This window comes from Streptomyces sp. NPDC048734 (assembly GCF_043198675.1).
GTDB lineage: Bacteria > Actinomycetota > Actinomycetes > Streptomycetales > Streptomycetaceae > Streptomyces.
On record NZ_JBICUZ010000002.1, the window covers coordinates 602,123 to 618,512 of the forward strand.

The following is a 16,390-nucleotide window of genomic DNA, read 5'->3' on the forward strand; positions in this document are numbered from 1 at the left end:
TGGGCCTTCTCCGGCACACATACAGGGACAGCCTCCGGTGGGAGTCCCTTCCTTGTCATGCAGGTGCCCCGAAGTTCAGCCATTGCTGCTCGGCCTCTGACATGGACTGCCGCAACAGTGTTCCGGTCGTTTCGACCGGCCCCAGTTCGTTCCCGTCGGCTGTGTACGACCGCTCGCCCGAGGCGACGAAGTACACGTCCTCACCGGCCGGGACACCGGTGAACTCCGTATAGGCGAGACAGTTACCGGCGAGGTCTCCGTACTCGGACGACAGGATCTCCCCGCCCTGAGAACTGCCCGTCGCCAGGACTCGCTTGTCCTCCCCGAGCAACTTCTCCCGTGCTGCCGCGTCCTCCGCGTGGCACGAGCCGTCGCCGTCGTCCACGAGCCTCGCTGCTCCCAGCACGCTGTAGTTCCGGGCGGTGAACGGAGTTCTGTCGACCCACGGTTCCCGGACGAAGGTCGGTCCGGCGCGGGCCGGTGGTGGTTCAGCCCACGGGTTCCAGCTTGTCGGGCCAGCCGGTGAGGGCGCCGGTGTCGCGGAGTCGGTACAGGTCGGCCATCAGCCGCCCCGGCGCGCTGCCGCTCCTCGGGGACCAGCCGAAGAAGACGGCTGCCTCGGCCACGGCCTGCTCGGCACTGAGGGCCCGTGGCCGGTCCTCGACGAGCCCCAGGAGTGCTCGCCGCCGCTCGGCCGGGGAGACATGTTCCACAGGGCGGCGGGTGAGGCCGGGCAGTGGTCGGCGTGCCTGCGTGCAGGGCCGGTCGGGCACATCGAGGAAGTCGTTCGCCTCCACGATGTCTGCGTCGTCGGTCAGCACGGCCTCGGCCGCGTCGACGAGACGCTTCTTCGCCGCGGTCAGCCTGGGCTGGTAGAGCACCTCGCCGAGGTGGAGGCGGAGCACTTCCCGGTGGATCGGCCCTTCCCCTCGAACCAGCCTGCGTACGGCGTCCAGCAGGGCGGGGTCCGGCGTCTTGCCCCGCCATGTCACGGACGCCGGGTCGAAGTCGGTGAAGTCGGCGGGCTGGTACGGGACCGCCCAGTCGCCGGGGTCGGAATCGGTGGAGGGAGAGGAGGGACGAGGGGACATGGAGGATCGGTTCTCTCTTTCTGGTTCGGTCGGACGAATATGGGTCAGGCGGCTTCGGTCGGCCGTCCCGTGTATCCCTCTCCGAGGTAGGCGTCGAGCCCCGCCGCTGCCAGAGCGGAAAGACCGCGCGGGTCAGGCCGGCCGTGCAGCCGGAGCAGTACGTGGTCGTCGTCGACGAGGCAGTCTGTGTACGGCAGGGTGCGGGACAGGAGTTGGGCGAAGTCGTCGCAGGCGGCCCTGACGTCGACGCTGTGCAGTCCGATCCAGGCGTGCAGTGTGCCGTCCTGGACGGTGAGTTCGACGTCGACCGGGGTACCGGCCGCGTCGGCCGCCTCGCCGCACCACTTCAGCGTCTCGTGGAGTGCCCCGAGCTGTACGCGCAGCGGCGTGAAGGCCTCCCGGCGCATGAGGTCGCGGACGGTGACGCCGGTGTCGGGTGCCTGGTCGCGCCACCAGTCCTGGACGATGTCGCGGACGGACTTCTGCCAGGGCCCGGTATCCAGGGCACGCCGCACGGCGCCGGCGGCGTGCCGCCGGAGGACGCTCGCGGTGTCCGTGCCCTGGTCGGCGGCCATGCGGCGGAGGAGGGAGCGGGGGCCGCGGCGGGTGTCGGCGACGGTCTGCCGGTACAGGTCGCGCAGGGTGTTGGGCACGGTCTCGCCGTCCGGGCCGAGCAGGGTGCGGACGCGTTCGGCCCAGGCGTGGAAGGCCTCGGTGTCCCCGGTGGCGAGGAGGTCCGTGCCGAGGTCGCCTCTGCCGAGCATGCGGGCGCGCTGCCGTTCGTTCGTCTGCCCGAGGCCGTCGATCTGGGCGCGGAGGAGGTGGCTCAGCAGGTCGCGCTCCTCACCGGTGAGGGTGTCGAGGAGGTCGTCGGCCGGCGCGGTGAGGAGGTCCAGGACGTCCCGGGCGGTCGCGCGGTCGGCCTCGGTCTTGGAACAGGGCCCGTCCGGGGGCACGGTCCACCGGTGGACGCGGCCTCGCGCGTCGCGCAGCACGAGGGTCGACGTATAGGTCTGGAGGTGGTCTGGGCCGGAGCGCTCGTGCTCGAAGGAAAGGGTCATCCCGAAGGTGCTCGCCGTGTACGTCAGCACGGTGATCGGGTCGTGGTGGTGCTGGAGCCCGGTGAGCCAGTCGTCGAGGGCAGCGGGCCTGCGGTGCAGCAGCCGTGCCCCGTGGATGCGCCAGGCGACGGCCGTGACGGCCTGTGCGGCGTCGGCGACCATGGTCTCCCGTTGGAGGCCCGCCCCTCGGCCCGCCATGAGGCCTTGTGCGAGGGCGAGTTCGTCGCCGAGCCGGGCGGTGTCGTCGTTGGCGGGGGTGTGGATACGGGAGTCGTCCTCGTCCGGTACGAGTCCGTGGGCCAGGACGCGACGGACTCGGGCGTGTGTGGCCAGGTGGTCGAGGACCACGGAGCCATGGTGTGCGAGGAGCTGGTGGTCACGCTGGTGGACGGCGGCCGCGGCGGCCTGGTTCTCGTAGACGTGGGAGGAGTGGGTGAGGGCCTGGGCGAGCAGCCCGTCGACCCGGCCGCCGCCCAGGTCGAACATGGTCTTCAGATCGGCGAGGGCGTCCTTGTGCCGCAAGGACGGGGTCAGGTACGGCTGCGGCGCCGGGGCGGGCCGCGCGACGGCCGTGTCCGCGGCCCGTCCGCCGCCGGACTTCTCGGCACTCCGCGCGTGGGCGGTCAGCAGGGCGCGGGCGGCGGCTGCCCGTGCCGCCTTCTTGTTCGGGCCGGTCCCCCGGGCGGTGCGGCCGGTGCGGGTGCGGGCTATGGCCAGGAAGGTCTTGTCGTGTTCGGGGCCCTCCTCGGCGAAGTCGTAGGTCAGGTCGTCCTTGGCGAAGACGATCTGTGCCTCGGTGGTGGGGTCCGCGCCGCCGATCTCGTCGGCGGGCCGGTCCAGGTCGGTGCAGACGGCCTCGACCAGCCGCTTCGCGATGTCGTGGGCGTCGAGGAGGCTCAGCACGCCGAGGATCTGGAAGGCGACAGCCTCCGCGACCGAGGGAGCGGGCCGCTGCGCCTCGCCCGCTCCCATGCGGACGAGGCCGTGCTCGGCCGCCCACCGGCCGAGCGCGTGCCGGGCGGCCGTCCGGCGCCGGTTGTGTTCGGTGGACTGGACGCCGACCTTCTCGGGCCGGTGCGCCTCGGTGTACGCGTCGAGGAGGATCACGCCGGCCGTGCTGCGGCCCAGCCGGTCGAGCATGCCCAGCACGAAGGGGGTGACGGTCGTCCCGGCGAGTCCGCTCTCGTAGAGGTGGCTGCGGTGCGAGGCGGCGAGCCCGAGCCACGCGCTGGCCTCGGGCCCCGCGTCCCAGCCTCCGACGGCCTCCTCCACCGCGGCGCGGGCCGTGTCGCCGAAGGTGCCGACCAGCAGGGTGGGCGGCTCCGGCAGTGCCGGGTGGGTGACGTCCCGGCGTTCGAGTCGCCGGACGACGCGGACGTACGGCTCGACGGGCGCGGGCTGCGGCCGGGGGCTCGCGTGGGACCAGCGGGGCGGGGCCGGCCGGGCGGGTGCGGCCTTCCGGTGCGTCGGTCGGTGCGGTCGGCTGCCGGAGCGGGCGGCTTCCGGCTTCTGCCTGCGGGCGCGCCTGCCGTCGGGGGCCGTCCTGTCGTGGTCGAGCGTGACGCGGAGGTCGTCGGTGAGCCAGCGGGGCAGCCCGCCCAACGGCTCACCGCCGTCGAAGAACTCTCCGGCCAGGTCGACGCAGTACGACCACCGGTCCCACTCGGAGCGGGCCGCGTACCCCTGGCCGACCCTGCGCAGCGCGGCCCGCATCCGGGCGTAGGACACCTTCTGTCCGCCCAGGCTGTACGACGTGCGCTTGCGCGCGGCCTCGATGGCGAGCGCGATGCGGTGCACGGGTGTCGGTGGCGCGGTGTCCCGCAGCGCCACGATGCCGACCCAGCGGTTCATGTCCCTCCCCCGGCCGGGTGCGGCGCGGCCCGGACCGCCGCGTGCGGCGTCGACGCGCTTTCCGGCGCGTCCGGGCGGACCCTGCCCGGCCTTCTCGGTGCCCCTCCTTGTTCCCCCGCGCCCCACCGGCCTCGGTGATCACGATGGAACCCCCGGGCGAGCGTACGTCCCTGGCGTCCGGGCCGGGAGGGTTTCCGGACGCTTCCCCCGTCGGCCTGCTCACGGTCCGGAGACTCGAACCGCATGACACCGGCTGTGTTCCCGACCGTCACCGTCGTAGCGACCAGGGCGGCGATCGGACAGGACGCCCCGGCCCCATGCGGCGGGATTCGTCCGTCAGCGGGCGGGACCGGACCCGGTGTCCTGCGGCCGGGTTCCGCTCGCCCTCGTTCAGCGGCCGGCCGCGGTTTTCCTGGCGGCCTGCATCTTTCTCGCCAGTTTCGCCAGTCTGCGCTTCTCCGCCTTCGTCTCCCCCTTCAGTCGTCTCTGCCGTTCCCGTTGCGCTTCCTCGGGGGTCAGCCGCATGTAGGCGGACGCGATCTTGGGAAGTGCGCTGCGGTGATCGACGCCCCGGTCCGCGACGGGGGCGGGTCGGGAGGCGGGGAACTCCCTGTGACTGGCGGCCCGCGCCTTCGTCTTCCTGGACTTCCCCATGAGTCCGGGCACGCCCGGACCTGTCGGCTTCCCGCCCTTGACCGGAACGGCTGCCGAGGCCCTCTTCTTCCGCCGCTCGGGCGGTTTCACCGACCTGGACGAGGCCGGGCTCGACGGCTTCTCGGCCCTGACCGGAGCCACGCTCAGCCCGTTGCGCCGCCGCTCTGCTTCCCGGGCGAGTTCCAGGTTCCGCTGCATGCGCAGGCGCCGGAGTTCTTCCTGCTGTTGCGGGGAGACCCGTTGCGCGGCCTTGTCGCGCTTGTTCCCGGCCTTCGCCGGTGGCCCGCCGACCCGGACGTTCCCACCGTTGCCCACCGCACCCCCACATGTCGCCGATTCGCGCGTACGGCGATCTGCCGTCCGCCGTGGCCCTCCCCAGGACCGCGGTCTGCCTGCGGGCACCACCCACCGATACGGATGAGTGGTACGGGCACAACCGCCTGAGCAGCGTAAACGTCTGACTGCGCCGGTGAACAGTGCAATGCACACCGATCTTTCCGAGTTCGGTGCGGCCGTACCGGCAGGAGGGGACGACGGGCCTGCGGGCAGCCTGTCCACCCTCCGGATCGTCCTGTCCGGTTTCCACGTGCCTCCGCCATGTCTTGTCCGACCTGGTCGAGATCCTTACGCTGATCTTCTTTTCGAAGAGTCGTCGCACAGGGGGCTGTCATGCATGTGGGGGGCGGACTCCTCGGCAGGACGATCGTGAAAATCCACCCGCCCCGTGGTGGCGTACGGCTCGTCCGGCTGGAGGCGGTCGCGTCCTTCACCTGCTCGCGTTGTACTCAGGCGAAGACGGCGCGTTCCGTCGCCGTGGACGGTGACGCCCTCCTCTGCAACGGCTGCTACGGACGCCTCCAGGCGTCGCCCGCGGAGCACGGGCAGCGGCCGCAGGATGCCTCCACAGCCGCGTCGGGGGGTGTGGACACGCAGCCTCCGGTTCTTCGGACGGAAGATCTCGCGCGGGTCGTCGTGGAGGAACCCGACAGCGGGCTCCCCCACTCGGTGGTCAACACCGGGTTCACCGTCGAGTGGAAGTTCTCCGTGCGTGCCGAGCACCTGCTGCACGGCACGTGCCCCGTGCCGGCCGAGATGGCCGGTCGAGCGGCCCCTCATGAGCCGCTGGACCTCACCTTCGTGCGCGGCCGTCACCGCATTCGGGTGCTCGACGAGCAGAAGGGCGTCACCCTTGTGGTGAAGGGCGACGAGTCACTTCTGACCGGGCTGGTGTGGCAGCCCTTCGTCCTTCCCGGGATGCGGGTGTCGGTGCGGTGGGACACCTGGAAGACGCTTCGCTTCGCCTACACCCCGCTGGACAAGCCCGTCGTCTTCGGCGGCACCGTCGTGCGGTACGCCTACGACCCGAGGATCATGACCCGTGAGCTCGCGGCCTTCGACGCAGGCGTGGACCGGGTCGAGGAACTCGTGCTGACAGCGTTGCGCGAGCTGGGTTACCTCGACGAGAAGGGCCGGGCGCTGCTTCCCCAGGAGGCGTTGATCCGGAACACCACGGAGCGCGCGGAGTCGGAACGGCCGGCGAGGAGGAGGATCGACGGGGCGATCGAGCGGCTCCTCTCCCGCCGAGTGCTCACGTGGGAGCGGGGCAGCGTCAACGCCGCGGGCGTGCTGCGCCATCCCGCGCGGCGCGGGGAGACGCCGGTTCCGCTGCTCTGCTACGCGCCGACACTCCGGGACGCGGAACGCGAGGATCTGCGGCAGGACGCGGGCGCCGGTCACGGGATGAGCGCGCACCGGGTGGCGGGACACCTGATGCGCATCGGGCACCTCGGGAAGGGGGCCAGCCCGGAAGCGCAGGCCGCCTACCGCGAGGACCACATGCGAGCCGGCCTGGCCGGGCCTCACGAGTTGCCCCGCGGCTACACCTATGTGCGTGAGCACGAGCGCGGGATGTAGCGGTACCGCCGGCCCGCCCGCCGAGCGGGCCGGAACCGACGCTTCCCGGTCGGGCGACGTCTGCGGCCGGTGGGAGCGGGCTGGCAGGATGGGACGGCGGGCCTTGGGGGGTTCGCCGGAAATGTGTGCGTCCGCGGTGATCGCGGGGCCGGCTAGTGGGATGTGAGGTGCGGCTGTGACCGTGACGGTTGAGGAGACACAGGGGGCGGGGGCCTCGCTGGACCGGGCGCGGCTGCTGAAGGACCTCCAGGCGCAGGCACGCCTGCTGGAGGACGACCTCCGGGAGCGGACCGAGGCCGAGCCGGAGTTCCGGGACGCGCTGCGGGCCGAGTACGAGAAGGCCGTCGCGGCGGAGCGTACGGCGGCGATGTACGAGACCTGGCGTGACGAGCGGGTCGTGCAGATCGCCGCCGCGTGGGTGCTGGCGTGCGTGTTCGTGCGGTTCAGCGAGGACAACGGGCTGATCCCCGACGCGTGGCTGTCGGGGCCGGGTGAGCGGCTGGCGGAGGCGCAGGACCGGCACGACGCGTACTTCCGGGACAACCCGTCGAGGAACGACCGGGACTGGCTGGAGGAGTCGTTCACCGCGCTGGCCAAGTCCCACCGGACGGTGGAGGGGCTGTTCGACCGCGCGCACAATCCGCTGTACGAGGTGACGCCGTCCTACGAGGCCGCCACCGCGCTGCTCGCCTTCTGGCGGCGGCGGGGCGCCGACGGCGAGATCGTGCACGACTTCACCGACGAGGAACTGGACACGCGTTTCCTGGGTGACCTGTACCAGGACCTGTCCGAGCACGCCCGCAAGACGTACGCGCTGCTCCAGACGCCGGTGTTCGTGGAGGAGTTCATCCTCGACCTGACGCTGGAACCGGCGGTGGAGGAGTTCGGGCTGACGCCGGCGTGGAAGCACCGGCCCGCCGGGTGGGACGGCGAGGTGTTCCCCGACGGTCCCGGGGGCGAGGACGTGGTGCGGGGGCTGCGGTGCATCGACCCCGCGTGCGGCTCCGGGCACTTCCTGCTGGGCATGTTCGAACGGCTCCTGGAGAAGTGGCGGGCGGCCGAGCCGGGGACCGAGGCGTGGGTGCTGGTGCGGCGGGCGCTGGAGTCGGTCCACGGGGCGGACAAGAACCCGTTCGCGGTGGCCATCGCTCGGTTCCGGTTGCTGGTCGCTGCGCTGAAGGCGGGCGGTGTGCGGGAGTTGAGCGCTGCGCCCGGGTTGCCGATTCGGGTGGCTGTGGCGGACTCGCTGCTGCACGGGCGGGGCGCGGAGACGGTCACGGAGGCCCTGGACACGCTGTTCGCGGAGAACGAGCCCTTCTACTTCCGGACGGAGGATGTGGAGGGGTTCGCGCGGGAGGTGGATCTGCTCGGGCGGGGGTCGTATCACGTGGTGGTGGGGAATCCGCCGTACATCACCGTGAAGGACGCGAACGAGAACAAGAACTACAAGGCCGCGTACGACGCCTGCTATCGGCAGTACGCGTTGTCGGTGCCGTTCGCTCAGCGGATCTTCGAGTTGGCGGTGCGGGCGGGGGGTAACCATCGGGACGGGGGGTTCACCGGGCAGATCACAGCCAACTCGTTCATGAAGCGGGAATTCGGGAAGAAGCTGATTGAGGAGTTCTTTCCGAGGGTTCAGCTCACGCATGTGATTGATACGTCTGGGGCGTTCATTCCGGGGCATGGGACACCTACGGTGATTTTGGCGGGGCGGAATCAGGTGGCTCGGCAGGGGGAGGCTGTGCGGGCTGTGCTGGGGGTTAGAGGGGAGCCTAGCCAGCCGGAAAATCCGGAACACGGGCTCGTGTGGCGGGCAATAATGGCACAAATGGGAGCGCCCGGGAGCGAGTCCAACTGGCTCTCCGTCGAAGACGTGGCGCGCACCCGCTGGTCCGATCATCCTTGGTCGCTGTCTGGGGGCGGCGCCTCCAAAACCATGCTGCGACTGGAAGGGAAGTCAGGGAATCTAAGCGATCGAGTCTTCCGCATCGGCTTCTACGGTATGACACATGCTGACGATGTCATGCTGGCACCGAATGGTGTCTTCTCTCGACATGAACTGGAGCAAAATGCTCGCGCCCCCCTTGCCATCGGAGAGAATGTGCGAGATTGGGACTTGGCCACACCCAATGAAATCTTCCATCCGTACAGCAAAATCTCAGAATTGCTACCACTCGAAGAGTTGCCTAAATTTACACGCTTCCTATGGCCCGCCCGGACGGAACTAGGAAATCGAGCGACGTTCAGCGCGGGTACATACTTTAGCGACGGCCACCCCTGGCATGAATGGCACCAAATCCCTAAGGACAAAGGTGCAGCAAAGCCGACTATCACCTACGGCGAGGTAGCCACGCACAACCACTTCGCGCTGGACCGAGGCGGGAAGGTTTTCAAGCAGACCGCGCCAGTCATTAAGCTGCCCGCAGGGGTCAGTGAAGAGAAACACCTTGAACTGCTCGGCCTGTTGAACTCTTCAGCCGCTTGTTTCTGGATGAAACAGGTCAGCCATGTCAAGGGCGGAAGCGGTATTGGGCGCGGCGTGCAGGACGAGGCGTGGGAAAACCGATACGCCTTTAACGGAACACGGCTCCAAGAACTCCCCCTCCCCAACCAGCTTCCCCTCGCCCTCAGCCGTGAACTCGACAACCTCGCTCAGGAGTTGGCCAAGCACGCCCCTTCCGCCCTCATCAACAACGCCGTACCCACCCGTGAAGCCCTGGATGACTCTCGCCGTAGCCAGGAGCAGACCCGCGCCCGGATGATCGCCCTTCAGGAGGAGCTGGACTGGATCGTCTACGGCGCCTACGGACTACTCACCACCGAGGAAGTCGCGCGGACTACCACCAACGACGTGCCGAAAGTCACCCTCGGACAACGGGCCTTCGAGATCGTGCTCGCCCGAAAGGTAGCTGCCGGTGAGGCCGAAACCGCCTGGTTCGAGCGGCATAGCTCCACATCCATTACTGAGATCCCCGCCCACTGGCCCGATTCCTACCGCAAAATTATCCAGGCCCGTATCGACCTCATCGAGGCCAACAAGGACATCCGCCTCATCGAGCGCCCCGAATACAAGCGCCGCTGGTCGACCGAGCCCTGGGAGAAGCGGGAGGCCGCCGCTCTTCGTACCTGGCTGCTCGACGCCGCTGAGCGTGAGGAGTTGTGGTTCGAGGAGCGGGACGGGTTCACCGTGCCTCGGCCGCTGACCGTCAACCAGCTTGCCGACGAGCTGCGGCACGACAAGGACGTTCAGGCCGTCGCCGAGCTGTACGCCGCCGATCACCTCGGCAAGCGGGACGCCTCCCTCGCCACCGTTCTCGCCGCCGTCATCGAGGCCGAGCACGTGCCCTACCTCGCCGCCCTCCGCTACAAGGACACCGGTCTGCGCAAGCGGGCGCAGTGGGAGCAGGTCTGGGAGCAGCAGCGGGAGGAGGACCGGACCGGTCAGCGGCTCGACATCAAGGTGCCGCCGAAGTACACCAGCGCGGACTTCCTCAAGAACTCCTACTGGTCGAACCGCGGCAAGCTCGACGTCCCCAAGGAGCGGTTCATCTCCTACCCCGGCGCCTCCCTGGAGTCGGACACCTCCCTCCTCCTCGGCTGGGCCGGCTGGAACCACCGGGACCAGGCCGACGCCCTCGTCGGGCTCGTCCGCAGCCGCGTGGAGGACGGCGGCTGGGACAAGAAGGACCCCCGGCTCGTACCGCTGCTCGCCGGGCTGCGCGAAGTGCTGCCCTGGGTTCACCAGTGGTACGGCGAGTACGACGAGGAGTGGGAGGGCAACCCCTCCGAGGAGTTCCAGGCCGCGCTCGAATCGGGCCGCGCGGACGCGGAGTTGTCGGAGAACGACCTCGTCAACTGGCGTCCCGAGAAGAAGTCCGGCGGGCGCAAGAAGAAGAGCGAGTGAGCAAGGAGGGGCGGTCGTCTGCCGACCGCCCCTCGCTCACGTTCACCTCAGCCGCGCGCGGCCATTCGCACGAACGCGGCCCACTGACCGGCGCCGACCGTGAGGAACCCGTCCCCCGGCCGCTTGGAGTCACGGACCAGTACGGCCGTACCGGCGTCCGCGACCTCGACGCAGTCACCACCGTCACCCGCGCTGTAGCTGCTCTTCATCCAGGCGACCTCTACGCAGTCTCCGCCGCTGCCTGAGCTGTAACTGCTCTTGAACCAGCTCAGCTCGTCAGTGGCGGGCTCGGGGCTGCTTGCCTTCATAGCTCTCCCAACAGCTTCTCGATGAAGGTCAGCGACTCCCGGGGAGTCAGCGCCTGCGCTCGGAGAACGCCGTACGTCGCTTCCAGCGGACTGACCTTCTTGGGCACGGTGTACAGGACGCTCGCCTCCTGCACCTCCATGTAGCCAATCCTGCGCTCGCCTTCGAGATGGATCAACGTGAATGCGCCGCCAAGCCCTGCATGTTCGTCGCGGTCGGTAGGCATGACCTGCAATTCCACGTTCCGTTCGTGCCCGACGAGCAGCAGTTGCTCCAGTTGGCCACGCAGTACTTGGCGACCGCCGACAGGGCGCCGAAGCGCCTGCTCCTCGATGACGAAGCTGAGGAGCGGGGTAGGACGCCGGGAGAACAGCTTCTGCCGCTCCATACGTGCGGCCACCCGCTGCTCGATGACTTCGGGGTCCAGCAAAGGCCGCCACATGGTGAAGACCGCACGCGCGTACTCCTCCGTCTGCAACAAGCCCTTGACCACCTGATTGTCGTAGGCGTGCAGCTCAACGGCCTGCCCCTCCAGCTCGACGTACCGCCGGAAGAACGACGGATACCGAGCCTTCGCCACCTCCTCCTTCATCGCCACCAGCACCCCCCGCGCCCCCACCGCCCGGTCCACCGCGTCGATCAGCTCCGGCTTGGGGATCCGCCGTCCCTGCTCCACCGCCGCGATCTGCGCCTCGCCGTACCCGACCCGCTCCCCCAACTGCGCCTGGGTGAGGCCCGCCGCCTCCCGCAGAAGTTTCATCTGGCGGCCGAAGCAGCGCAGGAACCCCACGTCCGCGTCCGACTCCGCGCCACCCGTCCCCGCGCCCGCGTCCGCGCCCCTGTCCATCCCGCCCTCGCTCCCTCGCGACACCGCTGTCCGTGATCGCAGGGTAGGAGCCGCCCAGGTCAACGGTGCTTCGAACAAACAAAGTTGGTTCGTGTGGGTGAATGAGCCGCGAAAGCTTTCTTCACGCAACGCGTCCGCGCGCACACTTTGCGTGCGGTACCGTCAGCACAAATGCGGCCCCCGCGACGGCGCCAACCGTCCGCGAGGGCCTGAACCACCAGTGGAAAGCGACTCCACCGTGATTTACCGGCACCATATCGCGCCCCCGCGCGCCTTCACCCAGTTCTCCCACGACCTCATCCGGCATCCCCGGCTGTCGTCGGACGCCGTTCGACTCCTCACCTGGCAGCTCTCCCTCCCCGAGGGAGCGCGCGACTCGCTCTCGCGCACCGCCGAACGCGCCAACATCGGTGCGACCGCCTTCACCCGCGCCAAACGCCAGCTGAAAGAAGAAGGCTTCGTCCACGAGCGCCGCGTCCAGGGCCCCGGCGGCCACTGGACCACCCAACAGCTCGTCTCCAACGTCCCGTTGAGCCCCGCCGAGGCCGCCAAGCTCCTCGCCCGGACGCCCGTACCGCCGCCCTCCGCAGCCGTATCGCCGCAGGTCGCTCCGAGTCCCCGTATTCCGACGGCCGGTGAGCGGACAGGTCGGCTCACCGACGGTCTTCCCTATGGCGACACCCATGGGAACACCCACAACCAACCCCCCGAACCCCCCGAGGACGGACCCGATGCCCCCGCACCCGCCCAAGCCCCCGAAGCCGCGTACGCCCCGCAAGCCGCGCAGGCCCCGCAGGCCCCGCAGGCCCCGGTAGACGACGGGAACCACCGGCCCGCCGCTCCCCCGGTCCCCCACCTCGAAGAGGCCCGTGCCCTCGTCTCCTCCTACCGCGGCCTCGACCCGGCCCTGCGCGGCATCCCCCGTGCCATGGACGCCGAACTGACGGACCTCACCGCCCGCTGGCTCGCCGCCGGGCACCCGCCGACCGCCGTCCGCACGCACATCCTGCGCAACCTCCCCGACGGCGACACCCCCGTCCACCGCCCCGGCGGCCTCCTGCGCCACCTGCTCGGCGAGGTCCCGCCCCTCCCCCTCCTGCCGGACACCCCGCCCCCGCCCTCCTCCTTCCCCGCCACGGCGGGCGGGCCGCCGGGCGGCGCGTGGCCCGCACCGGCCCTCGCCGGCCCCCGCCTGTCCGCCCGCCTGACCGGCGCCCGCGAGTGCGCGGGCGACCACGTGCAGCCGCTGCTGTTCCGGCCGGTCGGGGACGAGACGCACTGCCCGCGGTGCACCCGACCGCGATGACCGCACGGCTACGGGGCTACGGGGGCGCGCTCAGCTCGCCACCCTCGGGACGCCGCCCTTGCGGCCCACCCCGAAGGCGATGCGGTAGACGTCCGGCAGGTCGATGCGGCCGTCGCGGCGGCGGCGCATCACGCCGAGCGCGATCAGCTCCCCGATCAGCAGGGCCGGGTTCTCCGGATGGCGGGGGCCGGTGCGCACGCGGGTCTCGTCCTGGAGTTCGTCGGGCACGTACCGCTCGGCGTCCTCGCGCAGGGCGTCCACGAGGCGGGACTCCACCCACAGCGCCTCGACCTTCTCCTGCTCGATGGGGACCTGGTGCCCGGCCAGCGGTTTGATGGCCTGCTCCACCCACGGCATGTCCTCCCCGACCTCGGTGACCCGCGTCTCGGAGGCCTTCTGCACCCCGCGCCGGATGCCCTCGTGGTGCAGCGCGAACTCGTGACCGGCGTACTGGCCGCGGGTCTCCGACAGCGCCTTCTGCAACGCGCTGAGGAAACTGCGCGGGCTGACCTGCTCGACGCCGTCCATCAGGTGGTTGGGCAGCCAGGTGAAGGTGTGGCCCTTGCGGAAGTTCGATCCCATGTAAGGACCGGCGATCAGGGTGAACTGCTCCGACTGGGACTGCTCGTCGCCGCTGAGCAGCGCGGGCGGGACGTGGCGCCGGCCGTCCGCCTCGCTCTGCCAGCCGCCCGTGAGCTGCCGGAAGCGGGCCGCGAGGTCGCTGTCGTGGTTGCCCATGGTGTGGAAGAGCAGCCCGTAGAGGTTGGCCCGGGACCAGGTCAGCGCCGCCGCGTTGGAGGCCAGCTTGGAGGCGTCCGGGAAGTGCAGCAGCGCGCCGTCGTACATGTCCGGACGGATGAACACCTTGAAGCGGATGCCGCGCGTCCCCAGACGCATGGCGAGCGCCAGCTCCAGGATGCCGCCCACCAGCCGATCGGCCTGGGCCCGGACCCGGTGCAGGTGCTCCAGGGCGTCGAAGAGGATCAGGTGCGTGATGCCCTGGCGCTGCGCCTCCTGGTCGACGTTCTGCACGGTGCGCTCCGCCGCTCCGGGGTTGTTGCGCACCCACAGGGCCCTGTCCCGCCATTCGGGCAGCTCGCGCAGCTCGGGCTGGCCGAACGCGGTCAGCAGGACGGCGTACCAGAGGTCGTAGGGACGGACGCCCTCCTCCACCAGCTGCCGCAGGGTGCCGGGGCCCGGGTAGAGGTCGTGCTTCAGCGCGGCCCCGAACCCCTGGGACACCGTCACCCGGCGCAGCCGCTCGATGCCGTACTCCTGGGCGGCGATCTCGCGCAGCGTCCCGTCGAGCAGCGAGCGGTACCAGAACGTCTTGCCGACGCCCCGTCCGCCGCGGACCACCGTACTGTCGACGTACAGGGCCGCGCGGTGGGTGTCCGGGGTGAACAGGCTCTCGACCTTCGGCTCGGCGGTGTCGGCGTCCGTGGCCTCCGGGAGAGCGCCGGCCAGCAGTGCGCGGTACTCCTCGACGCTCAGGGGCATGCTCATCGCGGTCCTTCGCTGTTCTGCGGATCGGCGGTGATCAGGAGCGTAGCCGTGGGCAGGAAGTCCCGGTACGCCGCCTGCACGAAGGCACGGTCCTGCCAGCCCGGGGCGGAGACCAGGTCCAGGCCGACCAGCCCCGGCTCGAAGAGGATCGGAATGGGGTGGTGCGGTGCCGCGTCGTCCTCCAGGGAAGGGGAGAAGGCGTCCGTGCCGAGTTCGTCGGCCCCGGCGGGGACGTCGTCGTAGAGCTGCGCGAAGCACTCCCAGGCGTGCTCGCGGAACGACTGCAGGTACGCGCCCTGGGGCGAGTCGGGGACCATCGAGGCCACCATGCGCAGTTTCTCCCTGATCGCGGGCGCCTGTCCGGAGGAGAGCCAGGCCGCGAAGAGGTCGCCGTAGCCCTCCCAGGTCTGCGCGTTGTCCGTACCGAACAGCAGGGCCAGGTCGCACAGCCGGGAGATGGCGACCGCGGCGATGTCGTGGATGCCGGCCCGGCTGTCGAGCAGGACGACGTCGGGACGCCGTCCGCTGTCCCCGTCCCGGGCCACCGCGTCCTCGCAGGCGCGGACGGCCTGCTCCAGCCGGTCGGCGAAGTCCGCGTCCGGGACGTCCGCGTACGCGCGGTTGAGCTTGTCGACGTAGGCGTAGGGGACGCCGGGCGTCCCGCGTCCACGGGCGGGCGCCACCCACAGCTCGCCGCGGCCGCCCCGCGGCTCGTAGCCGGAGCGGATCACGTGCTCCAGTCCCTCGGCGTTGCCGACGGCCGACTCGACGAGCTGGTCGATGACACCGTGCGGGGGCGGTTCCGCCCCGGCGGCGGCCAGCGGTCCGACGCCCGGTGACTCCAGGTCCAGGTCGACGACGAGCACGACGTGCCCCTGGTCGGCCAGGTGGCGGGCCAGGACGGCGGTCGCCGTGCTGCGGCCCACACCGCCCTTGAAGCCGTAGAGCGCGGTGCGGTGGGTGCGGGTGCCGTCCGGTTCGGGCGCGGGAGTGGACACCTGCGCCCAGTCCTCGCCCACCACGGTGTTGTCGAGGATCCGGACCCGGCCGGCGGGATGCTGCGGGTCCGTCACGGCCCGCTCCGAGCCCAGCAGGCCGTCGGCCGAGAAGAGACCGGACGCACGCATCAGCGGACGGTCCGCGGCATAGGGGCCGAGTTCCCGCGCGAGTCGGGGGCCATAGTCGGCCTCCAGGTTCTCCAGCGGAGGTGGGACCGGCTGCGTGCGGTCGTCCACGAGGAGGGTGAAACGGCCGAGCACGTCCCGTACGGCCAGGACGTCCGCCCCGGCGGCCGCCATCTCGTGGGCGAGGGCCAGGGCACGCGGGCGCGCCTCGGCGAAACGGACGGGGTCGCCGGCCGGTCCGGGGGCGAGAGTCACGGCAGCCTTCCGGTGATCAGTGCCTGTTCGTGCAGGGCGAGGATGTTCGCGGCCACGGTACGCCGTCGCCGCACGTCGGCCTCGACGACGGCACTGCCGTCGAGGTAGCGGTCGTCGACCGCCCAGGTGTCGAAGGCCGTGAGGCCCGCGAGCGCCGCGGCCAGGCGGGTCGCCGACCTGCCGTGCGTCAGCAGCGCCACGTCGGTGGCCACCCAGGGCAGGTGGCTGTAGGAGTGGGCGACCTTGCCGGTCGCCGGGTCCTTGACCCAGGGCGCCTTGGCGGGCGGACCACCCGGCTTCCTCGGGTCCACGGTGGCGGAGGTGAAGCGGAGCAGCAGGCTCTTGAGGGCGCACTCGACCGAGAAGCCGAAGTGATGGTCCGCGTTGGGCAGGCGTGCCGCTTCGTGCAGGAAGACGGCGTCCTCGTAGTGGCGCAGGGCTGCGTGGGCGTAGTGGTGCTCTGTCGAATTCACCGGCACGGCAAGGATCTTAGGGCGCGGACCCCCCGGACGGAGCAGCTCCGGCACGGGCACGGAGCCGCCCGGTCCGCGGGTGGGACCGACCGCCCCGA

12 protein-coding genes are annotated in these 16,390 nt (G+C 70.6%); 3 read left to right on the top strand and 9 right to left on the bottom strand.

What is annotated here, in order from left to right; all coding sequences use genetic code 11:
• Positions 1-55: 55 nt before the first annotated feature.
• The 4 genes from ACGFQC_RS07900 to ACGFQC_RS07915 form a co-directional block, all read right to left on the bottom strand.
• Entirely contained in the window at positions 56-385 is a 330-nt protein-coding gene (locus ACGFQC_RS07900) for a hypothetical protein (RefSeq protein ID WP_363089090.1), read from the bottom strand.
• A 103-nt stretch (positions 386-488) separates the two neighbouring features.
• Positions 489-1,091 carry a hypothetical protein gene (locus ACGFQC_RS07905; RefSeq protein ID WP_363089089.1) on the bottom strand — a complete coding sequence of 201 codons (603 nt, stop codon included), beginning with the start codon at positions 1,089-1,091 and terminating at the stop codon, positions 489-491.
• Positions 1,092-1,135: 44 nt separating this feature from the next.
• Positions 1,136-4,003 (bottom strand): putative dsRNA-binding protein, encoded by a 2,868-nt coding sequence (locus ACGFQC_RS07910; RefSeq protein ID WP_363089088.1) that lies wholly within the window; start codon positions 4,001-4,003, stop codon positions 1,136-1,138.
• Positions 4,004-4,393: 390 nt separating this feature from the next.
• The gene (locus ACGFQC_RS07915; RefSeq protein ID WP_363089087.1) at positions 4,394-4,972 is read right to left on the bottom strand and encodes a hypothetical protein; all 579 of its coding nucleotides are present in this window, start codon (positions 4,970-4,972) and stop codon (positions 4,394-4,396) included.
• Positions 4,973-5,326: 354 nt separating this feature from the next.
• On the opposite strand from ACGFQC_RS07915, the gene ACGFQC_RS07920 reads away from it, so the two are divergent.
• Both ACGFQC_RS07920 and pglX read left to right on the top strand, forming a co-directional pair.
• Positions 5,327-6,571, top strand: coding sequence for a hypothetical protein (locus ACGFQC_RS07920; RefSeq protein ID WP_363089086.1), 1,245 nt, complete (start codon positions 5,327-5,329; stop codon positions 6,569-6,571).
• 175 nt (positions 6,572-6,746) lie between these two features.
• Positions 6,747-10,475, top strand: a complete 3,729-nt coding sequence (pglX, locus tag ACGFQC_RS07925; protein ID WP_363089085.1) for a BREX-2 system adenine-specific DNA-methyltransferase PglX — start codon at positions 6,747-6,749, stop codon at positions 10,473-10,475.
• Positions 10,476-10,522: 47 nt separating this feature from the next.
• On the opposite strand, the gene ACGFQC_RS07930 is transcribed toward pglX, so the two are convergent.
• A complete protein-coding gene (locus ACGFQC_RS07930; protein ID WP_363089084.1) occupies positions 10,523-10,783 on the bottom strand; it encodes a DUF397 domain-containing protein in 261 nt (86 codons plus the stop codon).
• Positions 10,780-11,628, bottom strand: coding sequence for a helix-turn-helix transcriptional regulator (locus ACGFQC_RS07935; RefSeq protein ID WP_363089083.1), 849 nt, complete (start codon positions 11,626-11,628; stop codon positions 10,780-10,782). Before ACGFQC_RS07935 ends, ACGFQC_RS07930 begins: the two co-directional genes overlap by 4 nt.
• A gap of 220 nt (positions 11,629-11,848) precedes the next feature.
• On the opposite strand from ACGFQC_RS07935, the gene ACGFQC_RS07940 reads away from it, so the two are divergent.
• Positions 11,849-12,934: a hypothetical protein gene (locus ACGFQC_RS07940; RefSeq protein ID WP_363089082.1), complete on the top strand. Its 1,086-nt coding sequence runs from the start codon at positions 11,849-11,851 to the stop codon at positions 12,932-12,934.
• 30 nt (positions 12,935-12,964) lie between these two features.
• Here the strand turns inward: ACGFQC_RS07940 and ACGFQC_RS07945 are convergent, their stop codons facing one another.
• From ACGFQC_RS07945 to ACGFQC_RS07955, 3 genes are read right to left on the bottom strand one after another with little or no spacing between them, the layout of a single operon-like run.
• Entirely contained in the window at positions 12,965-14,440 is a 1,476-nt protein-coding gene (locus tag ACGFQC_RS07945) for a hypothetical protein (protein WP_363089081.1), read from the bottom strand.
• Positions 14,437-15,819 carry a KGGVGR-motif variant AAA ATPase gene (locus ACGFQC_RS07950; RefSeq protein ID WP_363089080.1) on the bottom strand — a complete coding sequence of 461 codons (1,383 nt, stop codon included), beginning with the start codon at positions 15,817-15,819 and terminating at the stop codon, positions 14,437-14,439. Before ACGFQC_RS07950 ends, ACGFQC_RS07945 begins: the two co-directional genes overlap by 4 nt.
• On the bottom strand, positions 15,816-16,298 hold the full coding sequence (locus ACGFQC_RS07955; protein ID WP_363089079.1) for a hypothetical protein: 483 nt from the start codon (positions 16,296-16,298) through the stop codon (positions 15,816-15,818). Before ACGFQC_RS07955 ends, ACGFQC_RS07950 begins: the two co-directional genes overlap by 4 nt.
• Positions 16,299-16,390 lie beyond the last annotated feature (92 nt).

Bases quoted from the DNA above. Each gene is read 5' to 3' on its own strand.
- ACGFQC_RS07905 (WP_363089089.1), bottom strand. From the start codon at position 1,091: ATGTCCCCTCGTCCCTCCTCTCCCTCCACCGATTCCGACCCCGGCGAC.
- ACGFQC_RS07910 (WP_363089088.1), bottom strand. From the start codon at position 4,003: ATGAACCGCTGGGTCGGCATCGTGGCGCTGCGGGACACCGCGCCACCG.
- ACGFQC_RS07935 (WP_363089083.1), bottom strand. From the start codon at position 11,628: ATGGACAGGGGCGCGGACGCGGGCGCGGGGACGGGTGGCGCGGAGTCG.
- ACGFQC_RS07920 (WP_363089086.1), top strand. From the start codon at position 5,327: ATGCATGTGGGGGGCGGACTCCTCGGCAGGACGATCGTGAAAATCCAC.
- ACGFQC_RS07945 (WP_363089081.1), bottom strand. From the start codon at position 14,440: ATGAGCATGCCCCTGAGCGTCGAGGAGTACCGCGCACTGCTGGCCGGC.
- ACGFQC_RS07930 (WP_363089084.1), bottom strand. From the start codon at position 10,783: ATGAAGGCAAGCAGCCCCGAGCCCGCCACTGACGAGCTGAGCTGGTTC.